We start from the raw sequence: 24,835 nt of genomic DNA, 5'->3' as shown, positions 1-24,835 counted from the left end.
GGCTGCAGGACGGACAGCGAACCGTCATTGCCACCGCTCCGGGTTACCGCCGTGCCGACCGGGAGCACCGTCCCACGGGTCCGGAATCGGAACGTCGAGACCGCCCGCAGAACCGCGCTGTAAGCGAACCAGCGTATCGCACTCGTGACAGCGGTGCGCGCGGTCCTCGCGGTCACCGTAGACGCGGCGGAAGTCGCGGGTGACGTGTGACCCGCAGTTGAGGCAACTGCTCTTTCGGCTCTCCGAGCCGAGCAGCATCATGCCGACCACCTCCCGGCGAAAATGCCGATAAGGGGTGACTTAAAGAGCGAGTTATATCCGTAGAGATTTTCTATGAATTTTGGAAGTACAGAGCTTGTACTACCAGTAATTTTAACCCACGATAGTAAGAAGTGGGACCGCTGAGAGTCGAACTCAGGTCCTACCGACCCCATCGGCAGAGGATACCACTACCCCACGGTCCCGGGGTGCATTCAAACCGATGCGTGTCTCGCGGTTAAGCCCTTCGTTTCGTCGCGGCGACGCGAGGCGCTGGCGTGCCACGGTATCGCACCGTCGTCGTGCGGTTCGAACCCCTCCGGCTCGTCGACGCTGCCCCGCGAGTACGCTTTTGTCTCTCCGCGGGCAACAACGGTGTATGACTCTGCCCCTCCAGAGCCTCCCGCTCGGACTCCTCCCGTTCGTCGCGATGCTCCTCGTCTTCGTCGCGTTGGGCGTCGCGGCCGTTCGGTGGTGGTCGATACGCCGCGGGAGCGAGTCCGAACCGTCGGCGGACCGCTCCGAGGAGTCGCACGGCTACCCGCTGGCGTCGTGGCGCTACGTCTACGACCTCGACAAATCGGACGCCAAACGGGAGGTCGCGTCGGTCAACGAGCAGGCGGAGACGCTCGCGGACGCGGACAAAAAGCGCCGGAGAAAGTAGTATCTCGCTTCAGACTAACACGGCTTCCAGCGAGACGACCTCGCCGGAGTCGGCGTCGGCGTGGCCGACGAGTTCGCCCAGACAGACGGCCGAACCGTCGTCGGTGAAACAGGCGACGAGGTCGCCGCGGGCGGCGTCGGCGTCGACGTCGAAGACGCCGGGGGCGTAGACGGGCGCGCCGTTGGCGACCTCGCGGGCCGCGCTGTTGGCGATGGTCACGGACGGGAGGTGCGACAGCGCTCGCTCGGCGGGCGAGACCACGTCGCGCAGCCACGACTCGTCGCCCTCCGCGGCGAACGCGAGGGCGTCTTTGAGGTCGTGGAGCGTCGCGAGGTCCGCGTCGTCGAAGGGGTCGGTCGCGGTCCGGCGCAGGTGGCCCATGTGGCCGCCGGTGCCGAGCGCGAGGCCGAGGTCGTGACACAGCTTGCGGATGTACGTGCCCGACTCACAGCGGATGCGCAGGAGCGCCTGCCTGTCTTTCACTTCGAGGAGGTCGAGGTCGTGGATTTCGCGGACGCGGAGGCGGCGCGAGACGGCGGACTTCCGCGGGGGCTTCTGGTAGAGCTTCGATTCGAACTCGGCGACGGTCGAGTCGATGTCGGCCGGCGCGGGGCCGTGGAGTTCGAGCACGGAGACGTACTCCTTCGAGCCTTCGAGGAACACCTGCGCCATGCGGGTCGCGTCGCCGAGGAGCGTGGGGAGACAGCCGGTCACCTTCGGGTCGAGCGTCCCCGAGTGGGCGGCGCGGTCGACGTCGGCCATGTCGCGGACCCAGCCGGTGACCTGGTGGGCCGACGGCCCCGGCGGCTTGTCGAGGTTGACGACGCCGAACGAGAGCAGGTCGGCGACGCTGCGGTGTTCGGGCGGGTCTCGGAGCATGGTCAGAAGTCGTAGCGGACGCCGTCGACCGGGTATTTGCCCTCGTCGGCCTCGGGATCGTAGGAATCGACCGCGGCGATGCAGACGGCGGTCACTTCGTCGGGACCCCAGCGGGCGGTGTTGAGCGCGATATCGTAGATAGAGAGGTCAGTGATGTCGATGTCGTAGTAGGCGTCGTACCGCTTGGCCTCGCTCGCCTCGCGGGTCGTCGTCTCCTCGCGGGCGATGTCCACGGGCTTGCCCTCGCGGTCGGCGATACGCTCGGCGCGGACGTCCACGGGGGCGTCGAGCCAGAAACGGAGGTCTGCGGCGTCGCCGGCGAGCCAGCCGGCGAGGCGAGATTCGAGGAGCACGTCGTCGCGGTCGAGCGCGATGTCGCGGAGGCGGCGGTCGAGGTCGCGGTCGATTTGGTCGTCCTCCTCGGCGAGTTTGTTGAACTCGACGGCGGTCATGTCGCGCTCGGCGGCGAGCTCGCGGAAGATGTCCCCGCCGCTTATGTGTTCGAGGTCGAACGCCTCGGCGAGCGCGGCGGCGGTCGTACTCTTTCCGCTGCCCGGTGGTCCGGAGACGGTCAGTAACATATCCATGCTGGGTGCGGTCGGCTAAAAGGTGTTATCGTTGCCGACGACCCCTGCGGAGGGTTCTCACGGGTTCGGGCGGAGCCTCGCGGCGGCGCACCGAGGGAGCATCCGGCGGCTGATGCGCGGCTGGCGAGGGTCGGAACGGAGAGAGAAACGAGGTTGCCTCGAAGCGGGTCGATTCGACTCGAATCGCCCGGGTCGACTGTCGCCCAGTTGGCTTACGACGCCGACGGCGACATGTCGATGTTCAGGCTCTTGCGGATGATCTGGGTGAAGCCCATCGAGCAGAGGAAGTACCAGACAATCCACGCCTGCATCGGCCCGAGGACGCCCTGCTTCCACCCGACGGAGCCGACGAGCGGGAGCACGATGTTCTCGGTGACGATGTGCGGGTCGGAGCCGCCACCGACGCCGATGGCCCAGTACATCCAGAGGAACACCGGGATGGTGAGGAACATGATCCAGACCATCGGGCGGAACTGCTCTTTGAACATGCCCATCTGGTCGCCCATCGCCTCCATCTGCTCTTCTTGAATCTTTTCGAGCTCCGCGTCGTCGCCGCGCTCCTTGGCGTCCTTCTGTCGCTGTTGGATGTCCTTCATCCGCTCTTGGTACTTGCCCATCTTCTCCATGTCCATGAGGTTCGCCTGCAAGAGCGTGGAGTAGAGGCCGGTCGCGAGCGCGAGGACCATCACGACGGCGTAGAACGGGAGCATCTCGGCCAGCGGGCCGAGCGCCGCGTCCATCACGCCGCCGATGACGTTCCGAACCTCGGAGACGGAGTAGCCGAGGAACAGGCCGACGGTGACGACGGCCGCGCCCTTGTCGTACTTCGACCACGACGAGTCGCCGGTGTCGACGTCGGTCGACGAGGACGACGAGCCGCCGGAGCCGGACGTGTCGTCTTCGAGGCCGGCGCGGGTCTCCCCTGCGTCGGCGAGCCGGAACCCCTCGTCGCCGTCGACGAGGATACCCTTCTCGATGAGGCGACCCCACTGGCCGCTCGTGAGCTCGTCGCGGACGTCGGCCCACTCGACTTCTCCGTCGTCCGCCCGGTCGAGGACGGTTTCGACGGCGGCGCGCATGTCGGCGTCGGAGCCGACGAGGTCGCGCACCCGAGATTCGATTCGTGCCATTACCGGCTCTTTAGCAACCGGCTGTTATCAAGGTTTTACTCTGCGGACGACAGCGAGTGCGTCGGCGGCGACGCTGGCGCTCCCGTTTCGTCGGTGAAAAACGTCGCGCCGAACTGCGTCGATGAGGCGGTTCGCGCGTCGAGTCCGCGTTTACGCGTCGTCGACGACGGACTGGATGTCCTCGAAGACCTCGTCGGGGGTCTGTTCGCCGTCGACCTCGACGAGGACGCCCTCGTCGCGGTAGTGCTCGATGACCGGCTCGGTGTTCTCCTCGAACACCGACAGGCGCTCGCGGACGGTCTCTTCGGTGTCGTCGTCGCGCTGGACGAGTTCGCCGCCGCAGTCGTCGCAGACGCCCTCCTCTTCGGGCTGGTTGAACTTCACGTGGAAGTTCGTGCCGCAGTCGTCGCAGACGCGGCGGCCGGTGAGGCGCTCGACGAGTTCGGACTCGGCGACGTTCAGGTAGATGACCGCGTCGAGGTCGGTGATTTCGGTGAGGTACTCCGCCTGCGAGAGGTTCCGCGGGTAGCCGTCGAGGACGTAGCCGTCGGCGTCTTCCAGCGCGGCCTCGACGATTTCGTTGACGACCGCGTCGGGGACGAGTTCGCCCTTCTCCATGAACGAGCGGGGCGTCCCGTACTCGGTCTCCATGTCCTTGTTCGCGCGCAGCGCGTCGCCCGTGGTGACGTGTTCGACGCCGTAGGTCTCGGCGAGTCGCTTCGACTGTGTGCCCTTACCTGCGCCCGGCGCTCCGAGCAAGAGGATGCGCTTTGCCATATCTGACCCCATCCGGCGAGAGCATATAGTGTTGAAGATACGTACTGAGTTCTGCGACGACGATGGTCAGAGGAACAAGAAAATGTTGCTCCTTGTTCGTCGTCCTATCGCTCGCTCGGCCGCCTCACCGCAGTGTTCGGGGTATTTGTTGCCGATTTCGAAGACGGAAGCGACACGTTCAACGGCGCGGCCCTCGTGACTCCGGCAAATGCGCGATTCGTCCCTCATGCGCGACGCGCTCGGCGCGACCGCCGTCGAGCGCGCGTACAGACTGTGGTGTACGCTCGAACGCGGCTGGCGCGCGACCGCCCTCGGATTCGTCGTCGTGACCGTCCTCGCGGCGCTCGGGCCGTGAGCGCCGGGGAGGGTTCGGACGCCGGCGTCGCTCGGCTCGCGCGACTCGCTCCCGGCGTCGGCGTCCTCGTCGCCCTCGCGGGGGTGGCCACCCTCGTCGCCGGCTTCGTCCCCGGCGTCAACGCGCTCCTGCTCGGCGTGCTGTTCGGGGCCGCCGTCGCCAACACGGTCGGCGTCCCCGACTGGGCGCGCCCCGGCGTCGACACGCAGAAACTCCTCCTCGAAACGGGTATCGTCCTGCTCGGCGCTCGCATCGCCGTCGACGAACTCGTCGCCTCCGGCCCCGTGTTGGTCGCGCTCGTCGTGGTCACCGTCGCCGCGGGCGTGCTCCTCGTCGAGGCCGTCGCCGGGCGCGTGTTCGGCCTCGCCGACAAGACCGGGTCGCTCCTCGCCGCGGGCGCGAGCGTCTGCGGCGTCTCCGCGGCCACCGCCATCGCCGGCACCATCGACGCCGACGGCGAGTCGCTCGCCCACGTCGTCGCCGCGGTCCTCCTGTTCGACGCGCTCACGCTCGCCGCGTTCCCCATCGCCGGCGACCTGCTCCCGCTGTCCGGCCGCCAGTTCGGCATCTGGGCCGGCCTGAGCATGTTCAGCACCGGCCCCGTCACCGCGGCGGGCTTCGCCCACTCCGAGGTGGCGGGCCGCTGGGCGACCGTGACCAAACTCGCGCGCAACTCCATGCTCGGCTTCGTCGCCGTCGCCTACGCGGTCCGTTACGCCGGGCGCGCCGAGGAGGCCGCGACCGGCCTGCGCGCCGTCTTCGACGGGGTCCCGCGGTTCCTCGTCGGCTTCGTCGCCGTCGCCGCCGTCGCCAACCTCGGGCTGCTCTCGGACGCGACGCTCGCGACCGTCGGCACCGCCAGCGACGCCCTGTTCGCGCTCGCGTTCGTCGGCCTCGGCCTCGACGTTCGACTCGACGCGATGCGGCGGACGGGCGCGGCCCCGCTCGCCGTCCTCGGCGTGCAACTACTGACCGTCAGCGCGCTCGCGCTCGCCGCTGTCCTCGCGCTGTTCTGATGCGCCGGCGGCCGTCTCGGTCGCCGTCCGACTGACGCCGCACCCGCCCCGACGCGGGTCGCTTTTGTACCGCGCGGCTGTATCGACCCGCATGACTCGATTCGAGGCCGACACCGCCCGCGAGCGCCGGAAGCTCTTCGCCGACGCCGTGTCGGCGCACCGCGACCGCGGCAGCGCCTTTCTCACCATCGAAGCCGAGCGCCTCGACGACATCGACGGCGAGGGGCCCGGCCCGTGGATTCAGTTCGCCGACCAGACGTTCAACATGGACGTGACCGAAGCCGAACTCGACCGGCTCAAGGGACTGCTCTCGGAGTTCCCCGAGTTCCGCATCGACCAGTTGGAGAGCCCCGAGGAGGCCGAGGGGACGAACGTCCGCATCACCGCCCGCTCGGACGCCAACCGCCTCGCCGGCTTCGCGGACCGCGTCTTTCAGGCGGTCTACGGCCGCGACGAGGGCTACCGGGCGTGGGTCACCGCCGTCTGAGGCCTCCGTCTCTCCCGCGTCGATTCGCCCGACACCGTACCCCGGTTTGCGAACTTCTAAACCGATTGGCGCACAATCCCGGCACATGAATTCCCGACGGTCACGTTGTGAATCGGGCGCAGTCGTCCCCGCACAATCCCGTTCCGCCGGGCGGAACCGCTTTTGTCACACCACTCCCGTGGGTTCGACAGATGACTGAACACGTCGAACCGCTGTTCTCGCGTCCCCTGCTGCCGATTGCGAACGCGGACGACGCCGAGCTCACCTGCGCCGCGGCGTTCCCGCGCATCGCCGCGGCCGGCGGTCGGGCCTCCGTCGTCCACGTCATCGAGAAGGCGGGCGGCGCGCCGGACAAAGCCAGCGTCGAACAACGCGAGGAGGTCGCCGACGAACTGTTCGATGTCGCCCGCCGCGCCGCGGACGACGCCGGCATCGACCTCCACACCGACCTCCGGTTTGCGACCGATGTCGGCGACGCCATCCTCGAAGCCGCCGCCGAGGCCGACGCAACGGCAATCGTCTTCACCCCGCGCGGCGGTCGCTCGTGGTGGGACCTGTTTTCGGGCGCGGTCCGCGACCAACTGGTCCGGCACAGCGACCGCCCCGTGGTCGTTTTGCCGGCCGGAGCGGACGACGACGGCGACGCCGGGGGTGAAACATGACCGACGAGGAACTCGCCAAAGACCTCGGACCCGTCGCCGCGCTCACCATCGGCGTCGGAACGATGATCGGTGCGGGCATCTTCGTCCTCCCCCGCGAGGCGTACGGCATCGCCGGCCCGGCCGTCGCGCTCTCGTTCGTCGTCGGCGGCGTCATCTCGCTTTTCACGGCGCTGTCGGCGTCCGAACTCGGCACCGCGATGCCGAAAGCCGGCGGGAGCTACTACTACGTCAACCACGCCCTCGGCCCGCTTTTCGGCTCCATCGCGGGCATGGGAAACTGGATGGGGCTGGCGTTCGCCTCGGCGTTCTACGTCATCGGCTTCGGTGACTTCCTCGTCAGCGTCGTGTCGATACCGGCGGTGAGTCTCGGCGTCGTCTCCCTGTCTGCGGTGCAGGTGGCCGCGATACTCGCCGGCCTCCTGTTCATCGGCGTCAACTACGTCGGCGCGAAGGAGACCGGCGCGCTCCAGGTCGTCATCGTCATCACGCTCGTCGTCATCCTGACCGCCTTCTCGATACTCGGCTTCCTCGAAGCCGACCTCACGACGCTCCGCCCGTTCGCGCCGAGCGAACTCGGCGGCTACGGCGCGGTGCTCCCCGGCACGGCGCTCGTCTTCGTCTCCTTCCTCGGCTTCGCGAAAATCACAACCGTCGCCGAGGAGATAAAGAACCCCGGCCGCAACCTCCCGCTCGCGGTCGTCGGCTCGGTCGTCATCGTCACGACGATGTACGCCATCCTGATGATCGTCATGGCGTCGGTCAAGCCGTGGCAGGAGCTGTCGGCCGCCGGTGCCGACCCCGTCGTCGAGGTCGCGCAACTCTCGTTCGAGTCCGCGCTCGGCCTCGGCGGGCTCGGGGCGGGACTCATCATCTTCGGCGGCCTCCTCGCCACCGCGTCGAGCGCGAACGCCTCCATCCTCGCGTCGTCGCGCATCAACTTCGCCATGGGCCGCGACAAACTCGTCACGGCGTGGCTCAACGAGATTCACCCGCGGTTCGCGACGCCGTACCGCTCCATCGCGGTCACGGGCTTCATCATCGTCTTCTCGCTCGTCGCCGTCGACGACATCAAGGTGCTGGCGAAGGCCGGGAGCGCACTCCACCTCATCGTCTACGGGCTTCTCAACCTCGCGCTCATCGTGATGCGCGAGTCAGACGCGCCCGACTACGACCCCGAGTTCACGGTTCCGCTCTACCCGATTACGCCGATTCTCGGTGCGGTGTTCTCCTTCGGACTCATCGCCTTCCTCGACCCCATCGAAATCGGGCTGTCGGTGCTGTTCGTCGTCTTCGGTATCGTCTGGTACCTGTTCTACGCCCGCGAGCGCACCGACAAGCGGGGCATCCTCTCGCGGTACGTGCTCTCTCGGTCGAGCGAGATGCCCGACGCCGCGGTGTCGGCGGCCTCGACGGTCCAGCCCGACGGCGGCTACCGCGTCATGGTCCCGCTTTCGAACCCCGAAAGCGAGCGCGACCTCGTGTCGCTCGGCGGCGCGGTCGCCAAGGCAAACGGCGGGACGCTCGTCGGCGTCCATATCGTGAAAGTGCCGGACCAGACCGCCCTCGAATCGGCCCGCGAGGAGTACGACTTCGCCGAGGCCGACCGCCTGCTCGAACAGGCCCGCGTCGACGCCGACGAACTCGACGTGGACATCGAGACCCACACCGTCCTCTCCCACCGGTCGTTCGAGGAGGTGTTCGACGCGGCGGAGACGTACAACGCCGACCTCGTCGTCATGGGCTGGGGCCCCGACAGCCACGGGTCGCCCGGCCGCGCCGAGAGCGCGGTCGAGGAGATGACCAACGCGCTCCCCTACGACGTGTTGGTGCTGAAGGACCGCGGCTTCGACCCCTCGCACGTACTCGTGCCGACCGCCGGCGGCCCGGACTCCGACCTCTCGGCGTCCATCGCCTCGGTCCTCCGCGAGTTCTGCGACGCGGAAATCGAACTCCTGCACGTCGCCGACGACGCGGCCGAGGGCGAGCGTTTCCTCCGGGAGTGGGCCGACGAACGCGACCTCGGGGACGCCACGCTCACCGTCGAGACCGGCGACGTCGAGGCGGCCATCGAGTCCCACGCGACCGACGCGTCGCTGCTCGTCGTCGGCGCGACGGAACGCGGCCTCCTCTCGCGGCTCGTCGGCGGAACCGTCGTCATGGACGTCGTCGACGACGTGGAGTGTTCGGTGCTCATGGCCGAACAGAGTCGCGCTCGGAGTATCAGAAAGCGCCTGTTCGGGTAGTCCGCTCCGACCCGCTCCGACCCGCTCGCGCCCCGATCCGACTCGCCCCGTTCCGCACCCCTCTCACCGCCTTTCGCCGTCCCGTCAGCCCCGCGGAACCGACTCGCTTCTCGCGGACCGCGGACGACGGCGGTCGCCAGTCGCCGCGGTACATTTGTCTCTCGCCGCCGTAGCGAGGGGTATGGCGAAGCAATCGGGGCTGTCGTGGGACGACGTGGAGCTGTCCGTCGAGGCGACGAGCCGCCGCATCGACGCGGGCGAAGTCACGCTCCACGCGGTCGAAGCCGGGCCGGAAGACGGCGAACTCGTCGTCCTCCTCCACGGCTTCCCGGAGTGTTGGTACGCGTGGGCGGACTACCTCCGCCCGCTCTCGGAGGCGGGCTACCGGGTCGTCGCGCTCGACCAGCGCGGCTACAACCTGAGCGACCGTCCCCCGGGCGTCGAGTGGTACAGCATCGACGAACTCGCCGGCGACGTGGTCGGCGTCGCGGACGCGCTCGGTCACGAGACGGCCCACGTCGTCGGCCACGACTGGGGGGGCGCGGTGGCGTGGTGGACCGCGCTGCACCACCCGGACCGGGTGCGCTCGCTCACCGCGATGAACCTCCCGCATCCGACGGTGCTCGCCCGACACCTCAGACGCGACCCGGGCCAACAGCTTCGGAGCTGGTACGTCCTGTTCTTCCAACTGCCGAAGCTCCCCGAGCTCGTCGCCCCCGTCGGCGACTGGGCCGTTTTGGAGCGGGCGATGACCGGCTCCGCGCTCCCCGGCACGTTCTCGGCGGCCGACCTCGACCGCTACCGCGCCGCGTGGTCGGTGCCCGGGGCCTACGGTTCGATGGTGGACTGGTACCGGGCGGTTGTCCGCGAGCGCCCGCGCCCCCGAGCCGAGACGGTCGAGGTGCCGACGCTCGTCGTCTGGGGAAACCGCGACCGGTTCCTCCGGCCGAAGATGGCGCGCGAGAGCCTCGCGTTCTGCGACGACGGCCACCTCAAGACGTTCGAGGAGGCGACCCACTGGGTCCACCACGAGGAGCCGGTCGCCGTCGCCCGCGCGGTCGTCGAACACCTCGACGACGCGTGGCGGACCCCGAACAACACCCCCGACGAGGCGGGCCACCGACCGGTCTGACCGCCGGAAGGCGATGTTTCTAAAGCGGCTATATTCTCCGCATCCTCGATGGAGCTATATAGGTCCATCGAGGGAACTTAGCGAGGTTCTTGTACGTCCGGCGTTCAGGTCGAACCGACGCGGGAGCAGTCCGGTGGTGGGACTTTCCATGCCCCTTCGAACCGTCTCCGCGTCTCTTCATGAGCAGGGACGGGGGACCGTCCCACCTTTCGACCGGCGAGCGACCGCGCCGACCAACCGGGCGAGCGCGACCCGCGTCGAGACCGAAACCGAGACCGAAACCGCAATCCGTCCCGGCCCCGCCGGCGACGGATGAGTACGTTCTTACTCGCGGCCCCCGGAGGACGCGTATGACCGACCTCGGAAAGGTCGACCGCGAGTTCTTCGACGAGTACATCTACCCGCGGTTGGGCGCGGCCCGCGACGACGTGGCGCTCGGCCCGACCCACGGCGTCGACTTCGGTCTCCTCGATATCGACGGCACCGCGGTCGCCATCGCGACCGACCCCGTCTCCGTGCTCCCCGCCCTCGGCTTCGAGCGCGCGGGCCGGTTCGCCATCGACATCGTCCTCTCGGACATCGCCGTCTCCGGGCTGGACCCCTCGCATCTCGCCGTCTCCTTTACGCTCCCGCCCGAGATGACCGACGACCAGTTCGCTGAACTCTGGGAAGCGATGCACGATGAGGCCGACGACCTCGGCGTCAGCATCGTCACCGGCCACACCGCCCGCTACGCCGACTGTTCGTACCCGTGGGTCGGCGGCGCGACCGCCCTCGCCGTCGGTGACCACGACGACGTGGTCCGCCCGGACGGCGCGAACCCCGGCGACGACGTGCTCGTGACGAAGGGGCCGGGCGTCGAGGCCACCGGCCTCCTGACGACGCTGTTTCCCGACGCCTTTTCCGACCTCGACGCCGACGTGCTCGCCGCGGCGCAGGACCGACTCGACGAGACCGACGCCGTCCGCGACGCGATGACCGTCTCGGCCGCCGGCGGCCGCGGCGTCCACGCCATGCACGACGCCACCGAGTGCGGCGTCCACGGCGCGCTCAACGAAGTCGCCGGGAGCGCCGGCGTCCAACTCGAAATCGACGAGTCGAGCGTCCCGTTCCGTCCCGGCGTCCGCGAGACCTGCGAGTACCTCGGCATCGACCCGTGGCGCTCGACCACCGCCGGGTCGCTCGTCGTCGCCACGGACCCCTCGGTCACGGACGACGTGGTCGCCGCGCTCGACGCCCGCGGCACCCCCGTCGGCGTCGCCGGCACCGTCGTCGCGGGCGAGGGCGTCGTCGTCGACGGCGAGCGCATCGAACACCCCGACGTGGACCCCTCGTGGGCCGCCTACGACCGACTCGCCCGCGAGGCCGACGAGTCGGACGCCGACGAATAAGGGGCGCCGCCTCGGCCCTCGCACTACTTGTCGCGCGGGCGCTTCAGGTCGCGTATGACTGACTCCGGCGACCCCGACGACCCCAGCGACTCCAGCGACCCCGCCGTCGACGCCGCCCGCGAGATGGACGCGGCGGACTCGCTTTCGGACCTCCGCGACCGCTTTTTCGTCCCCGAGGGCGAACTGTATCTGGACGGCAACTCGCTCGGCCCGCTCTCGGTCGACGCGGAGGCGGCGCTCGACCGCGTCGTCGACGAGTGGCGCGACCTCGCCATCCGCGGGTGGACCGACGCCGACCCCGAGTGGTTCAGCTACGGCGAGCGACTGGGCGACCGACTCGCCCCGCTCGTCGGCGCAAAGCCCGAGGAGGTCGTCGTCGCCAACTCCACGACGGTCAACATCCACGCGCTCGTCGGGACGTTCTACGACCCCGCCCGCGGCGAGAAAATCGTCGTCGACGACCTCGACTTCCCGACGGACCACTACGCGATTCGCGCGCAACTCCGGGCGGCCGGCCGCGACCCCGACGAGGCGCTCCGCGTGGTCGAGAGCCGCGACGGGCGGACCATCGAGACCGAGGACGTGCTCGACGCCGTCGACGACGACGTGGGGATGGTGTTTCTCCCCTCGGTCCTCTACCGGAGCGGTCAGCTGTTCGACATCGAGACGCTCACCGAGGCGGCGCACGAGGCCGGCGCGCTGGCCGGCTTCGACCTCGCGCACTCGGTCGGCGCGGTCCCCCACAGCCTCTCCGAGGTCGACGTTGACTTCGCCGTCTGGTGTCACTACAAGTATCTCAACGCCGGCCCCGGCTCCATCGCCGGCCTCTACGTCAACGAGCGGCACTTCGGCGTCACGCCCGCGCTCGCCGGCTGGTGGGGCAACGACAAGGAGACGCAGTTCGACATGGCGATGACCTACCAGCCGGCGCAGTCGGCCGGCGCGTTCCAGTCCGGGACGGTCCCGGTTTTGTCCGCGGCCCCCCTCGACGGCGCGCTCGACATCGTCGAGGACGCCGGCGGCGTGGGGGCGCTCCGCGAGAAGTCGCTGGCGCTCACGGACTACCTCATCGACCTCGTGGACGAGCGACTGCCCGAGTTCGAGGTCGGCACGCCGCGTGACCCCGCGGCCCGCGGCGGCCACGTCGCGGTCGAACACCCCGAGGCCTACCGCGTCAGCCTCGCGCTCAAGGAGCGCGGCGTCGTCGTCGACTTCCGCCGGCCCAACGTCGTCCGCGTGGCTCCCGCGCCGGCGTACGTCGGCTTCGAGGACGTGTACCGGGCGGTCGAGCACTTCCGCGAGATTCTGGACGACGGGGAATACGAGGCGTTCGAGAGGCAGCGCGGCGGCGTGACGTGAGGGGCGCGCCGGCGGGGTGTCGGTCGCTTACCAGTCGATGACTTCCTTGTCGCGCCAGAACTTCCCCGAGGGCGCGCCGGGCTTGAACGTGGCGAGCCACGTCGGCGTCTCCGCGCCCTTCTCGACCGGCCGGGTGGCCTCCTCGCCGCCCATGTCGGTGCGGACCCAGCCGGGACACACCGAGTTGGCGATGAGGCCGTCGTCGCCGTACTGGCCGTCGAGGTAGGCCGTGAGGCCGTTGAGGCCGGTCTTCGAGATTCGATACGCGGGCGACCCGCCGGACTGCTCCTCACCGAGCGCGCCCATGCCCGAAGAGACGTTGACGACGCGGCCGCCGTCGGTCTGGAGGAGCAGGGGAACGGCGTGCTTGCACAGGAGCATCGGCCCGCGGAGGTTGACGCCGAGCGTGCGGTCGATTCGCTCGGTCGGTTCGGCGACGATGTCCTCGCCCTCGCCGCCGACGCCGGCGTTGTTGACGAGGACGTCGAGGCGGTTCTGGTCGGCGAAGATGCCGTCGACGACCTCCTCGATGTCGCCCTCTTGGGTCACGTCGAGGAGGACGCGTTCGGTGCCCTCGGGCGTCTCGTTCGTCACGCTTCGGGAGCCCGCGTACACCGTCGCGCCGCGGTCGCGGAGGTTGGCGGCTATCTGGCGGCCGATGCCGCGGTTCGCGCCGGTGACGAGCGCGACCTGTCCGTCGAGGTCGTCGTAGCGGTCGGGTTCCATGGCTGCGTCTGCGAACTGAGAAAGGATATTCTCACCGAAGCGTGTCGGGCGCGGGTCGAGCGCGGGCGACCGGTCGGAGGGTCGGCAGGTCACTCGGCGGCGACTGGCCGAGGACCGAGTCACTCGACGGCGACGGAGAGTTCGCGGAACTCGTCGCCGGTCCACTCGTGGGCGGACAGTCGGCCGTCGGGCGAGCAGATGAGATAGACGTAGCCCGGCCACGAGGCCCGTTCCCGGTCGGTCGCGCTCGGGACCGGGTCTGACTCGGGATGCGAGTGGTAGAAGCCGACCGCGTCGTCGCCGGCGGCCTCGACCGCTTCGAGAATCGAAACCGTCTCCTCGGGGTCGAGTTCGTAGGCGACCCGCGGCTCGGCGGCGACGTTCGAAACGGGGTGGACGGCGGTGACGGTGCGCGCGTCGCCGTCGCCGGCGAGGACGCCGCAGACCTCCGCGGGCGGGTCGCGGGCGGCACCCTCGCGGGCGTGCGAGAGCATCGCCGCTCGCGCGTCGGCTGCGAGCGAGAGCCTACTCGAAGTCACGGCGCATGGCGATTTCGAACCACGGGCAGAGACGCAGTTGGCGGTACCACTCGGGGTTGTCGTGGAGGTGCTCGTAGTCCGCCCAGAGCATGCCCGCGATTTCCTCTTCGTCGGGGTCGAGGGAGGTGTCTTCGAGCGTGACCTTCAGGACGGCACAGACCTCCCATTCGAGGCCGGCGCTCTCGTAGTAGCGCTTGTACTCGAACTTGTCCGTGACGCGGAGGTCGGAGTACTGGTCGGGGCTGATGCCGAGTTCCTCTTCGAGGCGCTCTCGGGTGGCTTCCTCTTGGGTCTGTCCCTCGACGGGGTGGGAGGCGACGGTGCCGTCCCAGGAGGTGTCCCACAGGCGCTTGTTGGGGGCGCGCTGGGCGAGGAGAATCTGGCCCTCCTCGTTGAACACGAGGCAGGTGAAGGCGCGGTGGCGGATGCCGTCGCCCGTGTGGGCGTCGAGTCGGTTGACCGTCCCCTCCGCGTTGTCGTCGGAGTCGACGGCGATGACGTCCTGCGCTGCGTTCTTGTGGAGTTCAGTAGCCTCGTCGGCCGCTGCGTTGCTCATGTGCCTTCCGTCGGAGTCGGGGGTCAACTAAGCTTCGATGCGAATCGCGGACCACGCGGCGGCGCGGCGTCAGCCGAGGCGCTCGTCGAGAATCAGGCGGGTTTTCGTGCTCTTCACGTCGTCGTGCTCGCGGGCGCGGGTGATGAGGTCGTTGACGGCGCGGGTGTCGGCGGCGTCGACGACGAGGACGATGTCCTCCTCGCCGGAGACCTGCCAGACGAAGTCCACGTCCTTCCAGTCGGCCATCAGCTCGGACACGTCGTTGGTGTCGACGTCGACCGCGACGGTCACCTCTATCATCGCCTTCAGGTTCCCCGTGCGGGTCGAAATCGTAAAGCGCTCGATGACGCCCTCCTCGACCAACCGCTCGACGCGGTTTCTGACGGTCCCCTCGGAGGTCCCGACCTCGGCCGCAATCTCCGTGTTGGGGGTCCGAGCGTCCCGTCGAAGGATATCGAGAATGCGTCGGTCAAGCTCGTCCATACACCACGTGCCCACCCCAGCGACTTACCGATTACGAATTTCGTAACTCGACTTCGAAAGTAACACTTATGCACCCGTGTTCCGTTCGTTTCTCGTAATGTCGGACGCCTATCTGGCGCTGGAAGACGGACGCGTGGTCGAAGCGCGTGGCCGTGTTCCGGGGCGCACACGCGGTGAACTGGTGTTCACAACCGCATATACGGGATACGAAGAGAGTCTGACCGACCCTTCGTACGAAGAACAAGTCCTCACCTTCTCGTACCCCCTCATCGGGAACTACGGCGTCCGAGCCGAGCGATTCGAGTCCGACCGGGTCCACCCTCGGGCGGCCGTCGCACGCGAGTTCACCGAGGAGGTCGTCGAGTGGCTCGCCGACGAGGGCGTCCCGGCGGTCGACCACCTCGACACGCGCGACCTCGTCACGTCCATCCGCGAGGAGGGTGCGATGAAGGTCGGAATCGCCGTCGGCGAGGACGTGACCCCCGAGGACGCGAAGGAGGAACTCGCACAGTGCAAGGGCATGAGCGAGCACGTCGACATCGGCGCGCAGGTCACCACGACCGAGCTCACCACGTTCGAGGGCGACGGCGACACCACCGTCGCGCTCGTCGACTGCGGCGCGAAGGGCTCCATCGTGGACTCACTCGTCGACCGCGGCGCGACGGTTCACGTGCTCCCCTACGACGCGGCCGCCGAGGACGTGTCCGCGCTCGACCCCGACGTGCTGTTCATCTCGAACGGCCCCGGCGACCCCGAGAACTACACCGCGACGCACGACCTCGTCGAGGAGTTCGCCGGCGAGGTCCCGCTGGCGGGCATCTGCCTCGGCCAGCAAATCGTCGCCAGCGCGCTCGGCGGCACCACGGAAAAGATGGCCTTCGGCCACCGCGGCGTCAACCAGCCCGTCCGCGACCTCCAGACCGGCAAGGTCGTCATGACGACCCAAAATCACGGCTACACCGTCGCCGACCCCGGCGACAAACTCGACGTGACGCAGGTCAACGTCAACGACGACACCGCCGAGGGCCTCGCCAGCGAGGAACTGAGCGTCATCACGCGCCAGTACCACCCCGAAGCCCACCCCGGCCCCCACGACTCGCTCGGCTTCTTCGACGACGTGCTCGCCATGGCGGGTACGGAGGGAAACGAGCATAAGCCCCGAGCCGTCGCCTCGGACTGACCACCGCGGCCGCGACTGCGACCGCGACCACAATCGCAACCGCGACTGACCCGATTCCAGACGCCCGGTCGACTGCACCACGACCGCCGGCGGCCGAACACCGCTTTTCGAATATCTCGCGCCGCGAGCGGGCGGTTCGTCGTTCCCCGCCGTGGTAGAAACTGTCAAACGGGTTCCCAGCGTACGCTCTGTGATGGACGACGTATCGCTCATCGAACGCGGCTTCGAGGAGTTCCCGGCGACGATTGCGCTCCTCGACAGCCGCGGCGACATCGTCTACACGAACCGGTCGTGGCGGGCGTTCGCCGACGCGAACGACTACGCGGGCGACCCCGATTCGACGGGTGTCAACTACCTTGCAGTGTGCGACGCGGCCCGCGAGACCGACGAAATCGCGGGCGTCGTCGCCGACGGCATCCGCGCGGTTCTCAGGGGTGACCGCGACCTCTTTACCGCCGAGTATCCGTGTCACTCGCCCGCAGTCTACCGGTGGTTCGCGCTCCGGGTCGTCCCGATAGACACGCCGAGGCACGGGAGCTTCGCGCTCGTCTCCCACTTCGACATCACCGACAGGCGGCTCGCGGAGCTGCAGGTCAACGAGAAAAACGAGCACCTCGCGGCGCTCGTCAGCGTGCTCGCCTCGGAACTCAAAGCCCAGCTCGCGTCGGCCACCGCGTCCGTCGAGCGACTCGCCGCGGTCGACGGCGACGCCGCGGTGACGCTCTCCGAAAGCCTCTCGCGCATCGATTCGCTCGTCGAGTGGGGCATCGCCGTCGCCGGGCAACCGAGCACGCTCGACCTCGGGGCGGTGGAGTTCCGCCCGCACGTCGCGCAAGCACGGGCCCTCGCGTCGCCCGATGGCGCGGACGACGCTTCGCTCCGGGTCGTCGGCGACGGGTCGCTCTCGGCCGACACCCACCTGTTCGGCCTGTTTCTGGTCGCGGTGCTCACGAACTGCTACGAGCGGAACGCGTCGTCCGGTTCGTCGTCCAGCGTCGTCGTCGGGACGACAGCCGACGGCTTCTACGTCGACGACGACGGCCCCCGCCCGTCACCGGAAGAGCTCGCGGCGGTGACCGCGGATTCGAACCAGCTGCTCGGCGTCGATTACGACGCCACGCATCTCTCGACGGCGCGGCGAATCGCTGACCTGCACGGCTGGCAGTTCGACGTGGGCGACTCGGAGCTCGGCGGGGCGCGCTTCGAAGTCCGCGGCGTCGACTGGAACTGACCGACGGTCGGCGGTCGACGGTCGTCGAAAGCGTGCACTTGCGCGCCCGTCAGGAGAGGTCGGCTTCCATGACGAACGTCGGCTCCTCGGCGAGGTCGCTCCGAGCGAGTGCGGCGTCGGTAATCCAGTCGATGCGCTCGGGGAACAGGACGCGCGTCCGGTCCGCGCCGACCGAAGCGGCGTCGCGTCGAATCGCGTCCAACAGCGACTCGCAGGCCGACGCGTCGTCCCACGCGGCGACCGCGTACTCGGCCCACGTCTCCTCGCCCTCGCCCTCGTCGTCGCGTTCGCGCGAGTAGGTCCGGTTGCGATAGGTGAATCCGGTCGCGCGGTCGTCCCCGACGACGAACAGTCGGTCGTCGGCCGCGGCGTCGTGGAGGCGGTCGCGGGTCAACTCGGAGAGCGCCCACGTCTCGACGGGGTCGAGCGCGAGCCCTGACAGCGCGGTTCGCGCCTCGCTCCCGGTCCAGTAGGTCCACGCGGCGTCGGCGTCGTCGCGGATGGCTGCCGCCGGGTCGGCGGTCGCGTCCGGGTCGGGCGTCGCCCAGCGGAACTCGATGCCGGGGTCGAACCCGACCGTGCGGGCGTTGGCGAGGCTCGGGACGTTCCACGAGTAGACCATGTTGCGGACACGCCGCGCGCCGCGCTCGCGCGCCCAGTCGAGAAGCGCGTGCGACAGTCGGGTCGCGAGACCCTGTTCGCGGTAGTCGGGCGCGACGCGCATACCCTGCGCCCACCCCTCGTACTCCGACAGCATGACGACCTGCGCGATGGCGGCCACGTCGTCGGAGGGCGTCTCCTCGCCCGTGTCGACGAGGAGCGTCGCCTGCGCTAACTCGCCGGGGGAAATCCAGTCGTGGTAGATGTCGGGGATGTAGTCCGACCCGCCGCGGTCGGCCCACGTGTCGCGGGTGAACGCGGCGACCGCGTCGTAGTCCTCGGGTCGGGCGGGTCGAATCTCCATCAGTTCACTCCCACGGGACCGAGCGCTGGGTCAGTTCGCCTTCGAGGTTCCGACCCATCGCGTCGGTCGGGTCCGCGACGTTGGCGAGCGCCCACATGAGCTTCACCTTCGCCGTGCCGGGGAGCGTGTCGCCCGCCTCGACGACGCCGGCGTCGAGCAGGTCGCGCCCGGTGTCGTAGACGCGGTCGCAGACGCGGCCTTCGAGACACTGCGAGGTCATGGCGACGACCGTGCCGCCCTCGACGAGTTCCTCGAACCGCGGGATGAGGTCGGTGTGGACGTGGCCGAGGCCCGTCCCTTCGATGACGACGCCGGCTTTCTCGTCGAGGTAGTCGAGCGCCGCGGGGTCCATCCCCGGCGTGAACTTCACGAGTTCCACCTCGGACTCGATGTCGGCGTGGAGCGCGAGGTCGGCCTCGCCGCGGGGGGTGTAGTCGCGGCGGAACGTGACCTCCTCGGCCTCGTAGTCGACCTCCCCGAGCGGCTTCGCGCCGACGGTCTCGAACGCGTCGCGCCGGGAGGTGTGGTTCTTGCGGACGCGCGTCCCCTCGTGGAGCGCGCAGACGTCGTCTGACTCCGAGGCGTGCATACAAACCATCACCTCGGCGGCGTCGGCCTTCGCGGCCTCGACGGCGCAGACGGCGTTCATCACGTTGTCGGAGGAGGGGCGGTCCGCCGAGCGCTGACTGCCCGTGAAGACGATGGGAACGGGCGTGTCGAGCATGAACGACATCGCCGACGCGGAGAACTGCATCGTGTCGGTGCCGTGCATGACGACGACGCCGTCGGCTCCGGCCTCGATTTCCTCGGCGACGGCCTCGGCGAGGTCGACCCACACGTCGGTCGTCATGTTCTCCGAGAGGATGTTGGCGACGACGCGGCCGCGGTAGTTCGCCCGCCCCGCGAGGTCGGGGACGGCCCGAAGCACGTCCTCGGCGTCGAACTGCGCGGTCACCGCGCCCGTGCGGTAGTCGACCGTCGAGGCGATGGTCCCGCCGGTCGAGATGAGCGAGATCGTCGGCAGGTCGTCGTCGAACTCGATTTCGGAGGTGCCGTCGCCCTCGGACTGCGCGTCTTCGATGTCGTACACGTCGGTTTCGAGCACGTCCACGTCGGCCCCCTCGCGGGCGATGCCGACGTTGTACCCGCCGTCGAGTTTGACGACGAGGTGGTCCTCGGTGGAAGACGGCATGAGCACGCCTTCGTTCGTGACGTCCGCGCGGGTGACGCGGACGCGGTCCCCTGCGTTCATATCGCGGGATACCGCGGGGGCAGACTTCAAACCCACCATTCCACCTTTTTCCTCCTCGGGGTCGCGTAGCGACCCGCTCGGAGCAAAAATCTGGACCAAAAATGCCGAACGGTTCGCTATGCTCACCGTTCGGTGCGATCGCTGGCCACGATTATCACAGATTCATACCCGACCCACGAGCGTGACAGAGGTGATGTTAGCTCCCACGACATAACGAACACAAGACATTTTACCCGACCGTCCGTCGGCCAGCGTATGCTCCCCACGATACTCCTCCAGTCGGGCGGTGCAGGCGCGCTCGTAATCGGCCTGCTGTTTTTCCTCCTGTTCCTCGGGATGGTAGTGTGGACGTACAGCGACGCGCGGCAAAACAGCAGTCACCCGGCGTTCCTCTGGGCCGTCGTCGTCTTCCTCGCGCCCCTTCTGGGACTCGTGTTGTACTTCATCCTCGGCCGCAACGCGTAGGACCGAGACGACCGGCGCACCGTCGCGCGCCGGAACACTCACCACGACCGACTCACCGGCACAAGAGCCATCAGGCTCGCCCGCGACCCTGTACGCATGCAACGGTCGGACCAACGGGAGTCTGAGCAGTCCGTCGACGACCTGCTCTCCGGGGTGAACCGCGAGCGCGACGAGGCGACGCAGGCGGAGCGTTCCGCCTCGTCCGGCGGCGGCGGTCGCCTCGGCGGGCTGTTCTCCCCGCGCGTGTTCCTCGCGGCGCTCCTGCTCTCTATCGGCGGACTGCTCGTCGGCGGCGCGATTCCCCTCGTCGGCTTCATCGGCCGGTTCGTCGGCATCGCCGCCGCCGGCTTCGTCCTCGGCGTCGTCGGCTCGAAGCGATACTACACGGAGGTCGTCCTCGCCGGTGCAATCGCGGCGGGCCTCGCGTTCGTCCTCTCGACGCTGTTCGCCGTGTTCGCGCCCTTCGCGGTCCAACTGCTCGCGGACTACGGCGTCGCTATCGCGGGCGTCGGCGCGGCGAGCGGCGGGCTCGCGGGGCTGGTCGGTCACTACTTCGGCCGCGACCTCAGAAACGGGCTGACCCAGGAGCTGTAAGCGTCAGTCGATTCGCCAGCGGTCGCCGTTGTGGGCGACGAGGCCGCCTTCGGCGAGGTGGTGGAGCGCGCTGTCGACGACCGCGGGGTCCGCGTTGAGTTCCTTTGCGATGCCGCGGACGGTGTTCGACCCGTTGGCGAGCGCGGCCAGAATCTCCGCGTAAAAGCGGCTGTCGGCGTCGACGCCGAGGCGGTCGTTGAGGCGGTCGAGCACGTCGGTGATGCGGCCCTGCACCCACCGCTGAGCCAAGGAGAGTTCGTTGTCGAGCTCCTCCAGTTTCCCGAGTTCGCGCGCCAACTCGGAAACGTCGTCGGTGCCGGCGTTCTCGACTTCGAGCGTCACGTGCGGACAGCGCCCGGCCATGTCGAGGCTCGGACTCGGCGGGTAGGCGCTCTTCGCGCCGAAGCCGTACGGCGAGACGTTCACCTCCAAGCGGAGGTTCCGCGAGATGTGGAAGTACTTGCGCCGTTGGTCGTCGGTGCGCGACTCGATGAGCCCCGCGTCCTCCAGCTTTCGGAGGTGGTCGATGACGGCCTTGGGGCTGACGCCGAGGTACTCGCTTATCTCGGTGACGTAGCACGGTTTGTGCGAGAGCAACCGCAGGATGCGCCGGCGGTTTTCGTTCCCGAGTAGGTCGAGCAGTACCGCGGAGTCCATTACGAGGTCATAGACTGCCGGTGGGGAAAAGCCTGACTCATGTGATACTCCGCGCCGTCGTGCGATTAGCGATTGTGACTCGCGGGGCGTTCACGGGCGGTCTCCGTGGCGTCCGGGAGGCGGTCGAACGCCCGCGACGCGAGGAACACCGCGAGAAACGAGAGGGCGACGGTGATGCCCGCGAGGAGCGCCCCCGCCTCGTACTTCAGCGGCGGGTAGTAGCCGAGGCCGTAGTCGAACACGTCGTTGACGAGCGCGAGCGTGAGGGCGAACCCGAGTGCGCCCTTCGTGGTCGCGCCGTACCGCGGCACGACGAGCGCGAGCGCGAGAAAGCCCGCGTGAGTGAGCATGATGCCCCAGTAGTCCCACAGCGCGGCCCCGGAGAAGCCGACGTAGAGGTCGGGGCGGAGGTTGAGCGCGACGACCGTCCAGACGCCGTATTTGACGAGCCAGACGAACGCGAGCGTGTGGAGGTACGCGAGCGGTCGGTTGACGGGTGCGTCGGCGACGCGGCGACCGAGGTTCGGAAGCAGCGTCGCGGCCGACAGCGTCATCAGCGCGAGGGCGGCCGGCGAGTCACCGAAAAGCGGGTAGAGAAACGTCGGCAGGTCCGACAGCGCGGGGTCGGAGTGGACGTAGAAGCTCACCCCGACGAGGAACGCGGCGGCGTTGAGGACGAGGAAGACGACGAGGCTCGGGCCGTTTCCGAGGTAGTACTCCGTCCAGTCGTCGACCGCCGCGTCGAGGTCGAAATCGCGCAGACCCATCGCCGAGTCGGACGGCGCGCCGAAAGAAAAGACCGTCGGGGCGACACCCCGGGGTCGATGGCTCCGTACGCGACACGTTGTCACCCCATGTCGGGAGCAAAGGACAGTTAGCCCGGCGCGCCGAACGGCGACGTATGGACGCAGCACTCATCATCCTCGACGGGTGGGGACTCGGCGACCACGACCGCCGCGACGCAATCAAGGCGGCGGACACGCCGAACTTCGACCGCTACCGCGACGCGGGCGCGTTCGGGACGCTCATCGTCGACGGCCGGCGCGTCGGTCTCCCGGACGGCCAGATGGGCAACAGCGAGGTCGGCCACCTCAACATCGGGGCCGGCCGCGTCGTCAAGCAGGCGTACACCCGCATCGGCGACAGCATCGACGACGGCTCGTTCTACGAGAACGACGCCATCACGGCCGCCTACGACCACGCCGACGAACACGACGGGCGCGTCCACCTCATGGGCCTCGTCTCCGGCGGCGGCGTCCACTCCGACCAACAGCACCTCCACGCGCTCATCGAACTCGCCGCCGACCGCGGCGTCGAGGCCGTCACCCACGCCTTCACCGACGGCCGCGACACCAGCCCCACCGGCGGCGAGGAATACCTCTCCGACCTCGAAGCCGTCGCCGACGAGCAGGGAACCGGCGGGGTCGCCACCGTCTCCGGGCGCTACTACGCGATGGACCGCGACCAGAACTGGGAACGCACCAAGCGCGCCTACGACGCCATCGTCGAGCGCGAGGCGGAGTGGACCGCCGAGACGGCCGTCGACGCCGTCACCGAGTCGTACGACCGCGGCGACACCGACGAGTTCGTCGAGCCGACCGTCGTCGACGACGCGCCCGCGCTCGAAGACGGCGACTCGGTCGTCTTCTTCAACTTCCGCGCCGACCGCGCGCGACAGCTCGTGCGGATGCTCTGCGACATCGAGCCCGTCTGGGAGTTCGAGACGACGCCGCCGGAGCTTCTCATGACGACGATGACGCAGTACGACAAGACGTTCGACGTATCCGTGGCCTACCCGCCGGAACAGCCCGAGGACACGCTCGGGGAGGTGCTCGCCGGGGCGGACATGACGCAGCTTCGGATGGCGGAGTCCGAGAAGTACCCCCACGTCACCTACTTCCTCAACGGCGGCCGCGAGGTCGAGTTCGACGGCGAGATTCGGAACATCGTCGAGAGCCCCGACGTGCCGACCTACGACCTCCAGCCCGAGATGTCCGCGGTGGAGCTCACCGACACGGCCATCGACATCATCGAGTCCGACGACCCGAACGTGATGGTGCTCAACTACGCCAACCCCGACATGGTCGGCCACACCGGCGACTACGAGGCCGCCATCGACGCCGTCGAGGCCGTCGACGAACAGCTCGGGCGGCTCGTCGAAAGCGTCCGCGCCCGCGGCGGCCACGTCTGTATCACCGCCGACCACGGCAACGCCGACGACATGGGCACCGAAGACGACCCGCACACGGCCCACACGTTCAACCCCGTCCCGTTCGTCTACCTCGCGGCCGACCGCGACGACGAGGCGGCCGCGGAGAACGACGCCGAGGCCGAGCAGGACGAAGTCGACCCCGACCACCCGCTTTCGGGCGGCCGGACCGTCCGCGAGGGCGGCTCGCTGTGCGACATCGCGCCGACAATCCTCGAACTCGTCGGCGTCGACCAGCCGTCCGCGATGACCGGCGAGTCGCTGTTAGATTAGAATAAGACGCCGCCGCTCGCGCACCGATTCTCGCGTTTTCTTTCTCCGTCGCTGTTTTCCTACGCGCCGGACTCGCCCCAGTAGCGGCGGTACGCGGTCGGGACGAGCATCGACACGCCTGCGATAGCGGCGAGGACGACGAACTCCGGGCGGACGGCCGCAGCGAGCGAGTCCGTCGTGAGCGTCTCGACGGACGCGCCGGCGACGACGCCCGCGACGGCCCACGGAAGCTCTCCGGCGGCGGTCCCGAGCGCGAACGCGCCGAGTCGGACGTTGGCGACGCCCGCCGCCACCGACACCACGTCGGAGGGAACCGGCAGCAGACGGCTCGCGGCCACGCCCTTCACCGACCCCGTCTGTTCGACGGTTCGCTCGCCGACGCCGGCAAATCTGGTCGCCCCGCGGTAGCGCCGCGCGAAGAGGAACGGCGGGACGCTCGTGAGGACGATAAGTGCCAGCGCGAACGGCACGCCGACCGGGCCGAGCCCGTAGCCGACGACGAGCGCGAGGAGCGTCGTCGGCCACGCGAGAAGCGGGCGCACGAGCGCGAGCGCGCTCACGACGACGACGAGTCGCACGGGGTCGGCGGCGACCCACGTCGCGTGTGCGATGACGGCGTCTGGCGACGCGAACAGGAGACCGGCGATGACGGCCGCGAGCGCGAGGCCGGCGGCGAGACGCGGACGGGGCACGGAAGCTCTGGAGTCGGTCGTCGCGCCGCGACCAAACGCTTTGTGCTTCGGAGGGCTTTAGCCCGCCCCCGTTC

28 protein-coding genes and 1 tRNA gene are annotated in these 24,835 nt (G+C 68.9%); 14 read left to right on the top strand and 15 right to left on the bottom strand.

Features of this window, described 5'->3' with window-relative positions; genetic code table 11:
* Positions 1 to 24: 24 nt before the first annotated feature.
* Entirely contained in the window at positions 25 to 261 is a 237-nt protein-coding gene (locus DVK03_RS10655) for a hypothetical protein (RefSeq protein ID WP_115802907.1), read from the bottom strand.
* A 132-nt stretch (positions 262 to 393) separates the two neighbouring features.
* Positions 394 to 464 (bottom strand) — tRNA-Pro (locus DVK03_RS10650).
* A gap of 173 nt (positions 465 to 637) precedes the next feature.
* On the opposite strand from DVK03_RS10650, the gene DVK03_RS10645 reads away from it, so the two are divergent.
* Positions 638 to 922 (top strand): hypothetical protein, encoded by a 285-nt coding sequence (locus DVK03_RS10645; protein WP_004042450.1) that lies wholly within the window; start codon positions 638 to 640, stop codon positions 920 to 922.
* Positions 923 to 931: 9 nt separating this feature from the next.
* On the opposite strand, the gene DVK03_RS10640 is transcribed toward DVK03_RS10645, so the two are convergent.
* The 4 genes from DVK03_RS10640 to DVK03_RS10625 form a co-directional block, all read right to left on the bottom strand.
* Positions 932 to 1,801 (bottom strand): RNA-guided pseudouridylation complex pseudouridine synthase subunit Cbf5, encoded by an 870-nt coding sequence (locus DVK03_RS10640; RefSeq protein WP_115802906.1) that lies wholly within the window; start codon positions 1,799 to 1,801, stop codon positions 932 to 934.
* Positions 1,802 to 1,803: 2 nt separating this feature from the next.
* A complete protein-coding gene (gene cmk, locus DVK03_RS10635) occupies positions 1,804 to 2,382 on the bottom strand; it encodes a (d)CMP kinase (RefSeq protein ID WP_115803321.1) in 579 nt (192 codons plus the stop codon).
* A gap of 218 nt (positions 2,383 to 2,600) precedes the next feature.
* A complete protein-coding gene (locus DVK03_RS10630) occupies positions 2,601 to 3,518 on the bottom strand; it encodes a DUF106 domain-containing protein (protein ID WP_004042456.1) in 918 nt (305 codons plus the stop codon).
* A gap of 150 nt (positions 3,519 to 3,668) precedes the next feature.
* Positions 3,669 to 4,295 carry an adenylate kinase gene (locus DVK03_RS10625; RefSeq protein ID WP_004042457.1) on the bottom strand — a complete coding sequence of 209 codons (627 nt, stop codon included), beginning with the start codon at positions 4,293 to 4,295 and terminating at the stop codon, positions 3,669 to 3,671.
* A 208-nt stretch (positions 4,296 to 4,503) separates the two neighbouring features.
* Here DVK03_RS10625 and DVK03_RS19815 point away from each other — a divergent pair, with 208 nt between their 5' ends.
* The 8 genes from DVK03_RS19815 (at position 4,504) to kynU (ending at position 12,940) form a co-directional block, all read left to right on the top strand.
* Positions 4,504 to 4,650: a hypothetical protein gene (locus tag DVK03_RS19815; protein WP_158543169.1), complete on the top strand. Its 147-nt coding sequence runs from the start codon at positions 4,504 to 4,506 to the stop codon at positions 4,648 to 4,650.
* Positions 4,647 to 5,666, top strand: coding sequence for a YeiH family protein (locus tag DVK03_RS10620; protein ID WP_115802905.1), 1,020 nt, complete (start codon positions 4,647 to 4,649; stop codon positions 5,664 to 5,666). Before DVK03_RS19815 ends, DVK03_RS10620 begins: the two co-directional genes overlap by 4 nt.
* Before the next feature lie 91 nt (positions 5,667 to 5,757).
* Complete coding sequence (locus DVK03_RS10615) at positions 5,758 to 6,153, top strand: hypothetical protein (protein ID WP_004042461.1); 396 nt, start codon at positions 5,758 to 5,760, stop codon at positions 6,151 to 6,153.
* Between the two features lie 191 nt (positions 6,154 to 6,344).
* Positions 6,345 to 6,815, top strand: coding sequence for a universal stress protein (locus DVK03_RS10610; RefSeq protein ID WP_115802904.1), 471 nt, complete (start codon positions 6,345 to 6,347; stop codon positions 6,813 to 6,815).
* On the top strand, positions 6,812 to 9,058 hold the full coding sequence (locus tag DVK03_RS10605) for an amino acid permease (RefSeq protein WP_115802903.1): 2,247 nt from the start codon (positions 6,812 to 6,814) through the stop codon (positions 9,056 to 9,058). Before DVK03_RS10610 ends, DVK03_RS10605 begins: the two co-directional genes overlap by 4 nt.
* 181 nt (positions 9,059 to 9,239) lie before the next feature.
* On the top strand, positions 9,240 to 10,190 hold the full coding sequence (locus DVK03_RS10600) for an alpha/beta fold hydrolase (protein WP_115802902.1): 951 nt from the start codon (positions 9,240 to 9,242) through the stop codon (positions 10,188 to 10,190).
* A 350-nt stretch (positions 10,191 to 10,540) separates the two neighbouring features.
* Entirely contained in the window at positions 10,541 to 11,581 is a 1,041-nt protein-coding gene (locus tag DVK03_RS10595; RefSeq protein WP_115802901.1) for an AIR synthase family protein, read from the top strand.
* 54 nt (positions 11,582 to 11,635) lie between these two features.
* The gene (gene kynU / locus DVK03_RS10590; RefSeq protein ID WP_115802900.1) at positions 11,636 to 12,940 is read left to right on the top strand and encodes a kynureninase; all 1,305 of its coding nucleotides are present in this window, start codon (positions 11,636 to 11,638) and stop codon (positions 12,938 to 12,940) included.
* A gap of 27 nt (positions 12,941 to 12,967) precedes the next feature.
* Here the strand turns inward: kynU and DVK03_RS10585 are convergent, their stop codons facing one another.
* The 4 genes from DVK03_RS10585 to DVK03_RS10570 form a co-directional block, all read right to left on the bottom strand.
* The gene (locus DVK03_RS10585) at positions 12,968 to 13,666 is read right to left on the bottom strand and encodes an SDR family NAD(P)-dependent oxidoreductase (protein ID WP_115802899.1); all 699 of its coding nucleotides are present in this window, start codon (positions 13,664 to 13,666) and stop codon (positions 12,968 to 12,970) included.
* 119 nt (positions 13,667 to 13,785) lie between these two features.
* Positions 13,786 to 14,205, bottom strand: coding sequence for a desampylase (locus DVK03_RS10580; RefSeq protein WP_049896316.1), 420 nt, complete (start codon positions 14,203 to 14,205; stop codon positions 13,786 to 13,788).
* Positions 14,192 to 14,761: an NUDIX domain-containing protein gene (locus DVK03_RS10575; protein WP_004062449.1), complete on the bottom strand. Its 570-nt coding sequence runs from the start codon at positions 14,759 to 14,761 to the stop codon at positions 14,192 to 14,194. Before DVK03_RS10575 ends, DVK03_RS10580 begins: the two co-directional genes overlap by 14 nt.
* A gap of 69 nt (positions 14,762 to 14,830) precedes the next feature.
* Positions 14,831 to 15,244, bottom strand: coding sequence for an Lrp/AsnC family transcriptional regulator (locus DVK03_RS10570; RefSeq protein WP_004042482.1), 414 nt, complete (start codon positions 15,242 to 15,244; stop codon positions 14,831 to 14,833).
* Positions 15,245 to 15,341: 97 nt separating this feature from the next.
* Here DVK03_RS10570 and carA point away from each other — a divergent pair, with 97 nt between their 5' ends.
* The gene (gene carA, locus DVK03_RS10565; protein WP_115802898.1) at positions 15,342 to 16,424 is read left to right on the top strand and encodes a glutamine-hydrolyzing carbamoyl-phosphate synthase small subunit; all 1,083 of its coding nucleotides are present in this window, start codon (positions 15,342 to 15,344) and stop codon (positions 16,422 to 16,424) included.
* 193 nt (positions 16,425 to 16,617) lie between these two features.
* Positions 16,618 to 17,655: a PAS domain-containing protein gene (locus DVK03_RS10560; protein WP_115802897.1), complete on the top strand. Its 1,038-nt coding sequence runs from the start codon at positions 16,618 to 16,620 to the stop codon at positions 17,653 to 17,655.
* Between the two features lie 49 nt (positions 17,656 to 17,704).
* Here DVK03_RS10560 and DVK03_RS10555 read toward each other — a convergent pair whose 3' ends face one another.
* Both DVK03_RS10555 and gatD read right to left on the bottom strand, forming a co-directional pair.
* Positions 17,705 to 18,619 carry a GNAT family N-acetyltransferase gene (locus DVK03_RS10555; RefSeq protein ID WP_115802896.1) on the bottom strand — a complete coding sequence of 305 codons (915 nt, stop codon included), beginning with the start codon at positions 18,617 to 18,619 and terminating at the stop codon, positions 17,705 to 17,707.
* A 4-nt stretch (positions 18,620 to 18,623) separates the two neighbouring features.
* Entirely contained in the window at positions 18,624 to 19,871 is a 1,248-nt protein-coding gene (gene gatD, locus DVK03_RS10550; RefSeq protein ID WP_115802895.1) for a Glu-tRNA(Gln) amidotransferase subunit GatD, read from the bottom strand.
* Between the two features lie 255 nt (positions 19,872 to 20,126).
* Between gatD and DVK03_RS10545 the strand changes: the two genes are divergently transcribed.
* Both DVK03_RS10545 and DVK03_RS10540 read left to right on the top strand, forming a co-directional pair.
* Positions 20,127 to 20,336: a PLDc N-terminal domain-containing protein gene (locus tag DVK03_RS10545; protein WP_004042489.1), complete on the top strand. Its 210-nt coding sequence runs from the start codon at positions 20,127 to 20,129 to the stop codon at positions 20,334 to 20,336.
* 96 nt (positions 20,337 to 20,432) lie between these two features.
* Positions 20,433 to 20,930 carry a hypothetical protein gene (locus tag DVK03_RS10540; protein ID WP_004042491.1) on the top strand — a complete coding sequence of 166 codons (498 nt, stop codon included), beginning with the start codon at positions 20,433 to 20,435 and terminating at the stop codon, positions 20,928 to 20,930.
* Positions 20,931 to 20,933: 3 nt separating this feature from the next.
* On the opposite strand, the gene DVK03_RS10535 is transcribed toward DVK03_RS10540, so the two are convergent.
* Complete coding sequence (locus DVK03_RS10535; RefSeq protein ID WP_004042493.1) at positions 20,934 to 21,587, bottom strand: metalloregulator ArsR/SmtB family transcription factor; 654 nt, start codon at positions 21,585 to 21,587, stop codon at positions 20,934 to 20,936.
* Between the two features lie 65 nt (positions 21,588 to 21,652).
* Positions 21,653 to 22,354: a DUF1405 domain-containing protein gene (locus DVK03_RS10530; protein WP_004042494.1), complete on the bottom strand. Its 702-nt coding sequence runs from the start codon at positions 22,352 to 22,354 to the stop codon at positions 21,653 to 21,655.
* A gap of 134 nt (positions 22,355 to 22,488) precedes the next feature.
* Between DVK03_RS10530 and gpmI the strand changes: the two genes are divergently transcribed.
* A complete protein-coding gene (gene gpmI, locus DVK03_RS10525; protein WP_115802894.1) occupies positions 22,489 to 24,069 on the top strand; it encodes a 2,3-bisphosphoglycerate-independent phosphoglycerate mutase in 1,581 nt (526 codons plus the stop codon).
* Between the two features lie 59 nt (positions 24,070 to 24,128).
* On the opposite strand, the gene DVK03_RS10520 is transcribed toward gpmI, so the two are convergent.
* On the bottom strand, positions 24,129 to 24,761 hold the full coding sequence (locus DVK03_RS10520; protein WP_115802893.1) for a TVP38/TMEM64 family protein: 633 nt from the start codon (positions 24,759 to 24,761) through the stop codon (positions 24,129 to 24,131).
* Positions 24,762 to 24,835 lie beyond the last annotated feature (74 nt).

It is taken from the genome of Haloferax sp. Atlit-109R, from assembly GCF_003665865.1.
GTDB classification, from domain to species: Archaea; Halobacteriota; Halobacteria; order Halobacteriales; family Haloferacaceae; genus Haloferax; species Haloferax volcanii.
The sequence above is the reverse complement of the archived record's forward strand: the minus strand, read 5'-3'. Positions and strand labels throughout refer to the sequence as shown.

What these genes read in the sequence shown, in the direction of transcription:
- DVK03_RS10555 (WP_115802896.1), bottom strand. Translation starts at nt 18,619, where the DNA reads ATGGAGATTCGACCCGCCCGACCCGAGGACTACGACGCGGTCGCCGCG.
- DVK03_RS10640 (WP_115802906.1), bottom strand. Translation starts at nt 1,801, where the DNA reads ATGCTCCGAGACCCGCCCGAACACCGCAGCGTCGCCGACCTGCTCTCG.
- DVK03_RS10530 (WP_004042494.1), bottom strand. Translation starts at nt 22,354, where the DNA reads ATGGGTCTGCGCGATTTCGACCTCGACGCGGCGGTCGACGACTGGACG.
- DVK03_RS10645 (WP_004042450.1), top strand. Translation starts at nt 638, where the DNA reads ATGACTCTGCCCCTCCAGAGCCTCCCGCTCGGACTCCTCCCGTTCGTC.
- DVK03_RS10610 (WP_115802904.1), top strand. Translation starts at nt 6,345, where the DNA reads ATGACTGAACACGTCGAACCGCTGTTCTCGCGTCCCCTGCTGCCGATT.
- DVK03_RS10535 (WP_004042493.1), bottom strand. Translation starts at nt 21,587, where the DNA reads ATGGACTCCGCGGTACTGCTCGACCTACTCGGGAACGAAAACCGCCGG.
- carA (WP_115802898.1), top strand. Translation starts at nt 15,342, where the DNA reads ATGTCGGACGCCTATCTGGCGCTGGAAGACGGACGCGTGGTCGAAGCG.
- DVK03_RS10605 (WP_115802903.1), top strand. Translation starts at nt 6,812, where the DNA reads ATGACCGACGAGGAACTCGCCAAAGACCTCGGACCCGTCGCCGCGCTC.
- DVK03_RS10575 (WP_004062449.1), bottom strand. Translation starts at nt 14,761, where the DNA reads ATGAGCAACGCAGCGGCCGACGAGGCTACTGAACTCCACAAGAACGCA.
- DVK03_RS10595 (WP_115802901.1), top strand. Translation starts at nt 10,541, where the DNA reads ATGACCGACCTCGGAAAGGTCGACCGCGAGTTCTTCGACGAGTACATC.
- cmk (WP_115803321.1), bottom strand. Translation starts at nt 2,382, where the DNA reads ATGTTACTGACCGTCTCCGGACCACCGGGCAGCGGAAAGAGTACGACC.
- DVK03_RS10585 (WP_115802899.1), bottom strand. Translation starts at nt 13,666, where the DNA reads ATGGAACCCGACCGCTACGACGACCTCGACGGACAGGTCGCGCTCGTC.
- DVK03_RS10600 (WP_115802902.1), top strand. Translation starts at nt 9,240, where the DNA reads ATGGCGAAGCAATCGGGGCTGTCGTGGGACGACGTGGAGCTGTCCGTC.
- kynU (WP_115802900.1), top strand. Translation starts at nt 11,636, where the DNA reads ATGACTGACTCCGGCGACCCCGACGACCCCAGCGACTCCAGCGACCCC.
- DVK03_RS10545 (WP_004042489.1), top strand. Translation starts at nt 20,127, where the DNA reads ATGCTCCCCACGATACTCCTCCAGTCGGGCGGTGCAGGCGCGCTCGTA.
- DVK03_RS10540 (WP_004042491.1), top strand. Translation starts at nt 20,433, where the DNA reads ATGCAACGGTCGGACCAACGGGAGTCTGAGCAGTCCGTCGACGACCTG.
- DVK03_RS10630 (WP_004042456.1), bottom strand. Translation starts at nt 3,518, where the DNA reads ATGGCACGAATCGAATCTCGGGTGCGCGACCTCGTCGGCTCCGACGCC.
- DVK03_RS10655 (WP_115802907.1), bottom strand. Translation starts at nt 261, where the DNA reads ATGATGCTGCTCGGCTCGGAGAGCCGAAAGAGCAGTTGCCTCAACTGC.
- DVK03_RS10560 (WP_115802897.1), top strand. Translation starts at nt 16,618, where the DNA reads ATGGACGACGTATCGCTCATCGAACGCGGCTTCGAGGAGTTCCCGGCG.
- DVK03_RS10615 (WP_004042461.1), top strand. Translation starts at nt 5,758, where the DNA reads ATGACTCGATTCGAGGCCGACACCGCCCGCGAGCGCCGGAAGCTCTTC.
- gatD (WP_115802895.1), bottom strand. Translation starts at nt 19,871, where the DNA reads ATGAACGCAGGGGACCGCGTCCGCGTCACCCGCGCGGACGTCACGAAC.
- DVK03_RS10570 (WP_004042482.1), bottom strand. Translation starts at nt 15,244, where the DNA reads ATGGACGAGCTTGACCGACGCATTCTCGATATCCTTCGACGGGACGCT.
- DVK03_RS19815 (WP_158543169.1), top strand. Translation starts at nt 4,504, where the DNA reads ATGCGCGATTCGTCCCTCATGCGCGACGCGCTCGGCGCGACCGCCGTC.
- DVK03_RS10625 (WP_004042457.1), bottom strand. Translation starts at nt 4,295, where the DNA reads ATGGCAAAGCGCATCCTCTTGCTCGGAGCGCCGGGCGCAGGTAAGGGC.
- gpmI (WP_115802894.1), top strand. Translation starts at nt 22,489, where the DNA reads ATGGACGCAGCACTCATCATCCTCGACGGGTGGGGACTCGGCGACCAC.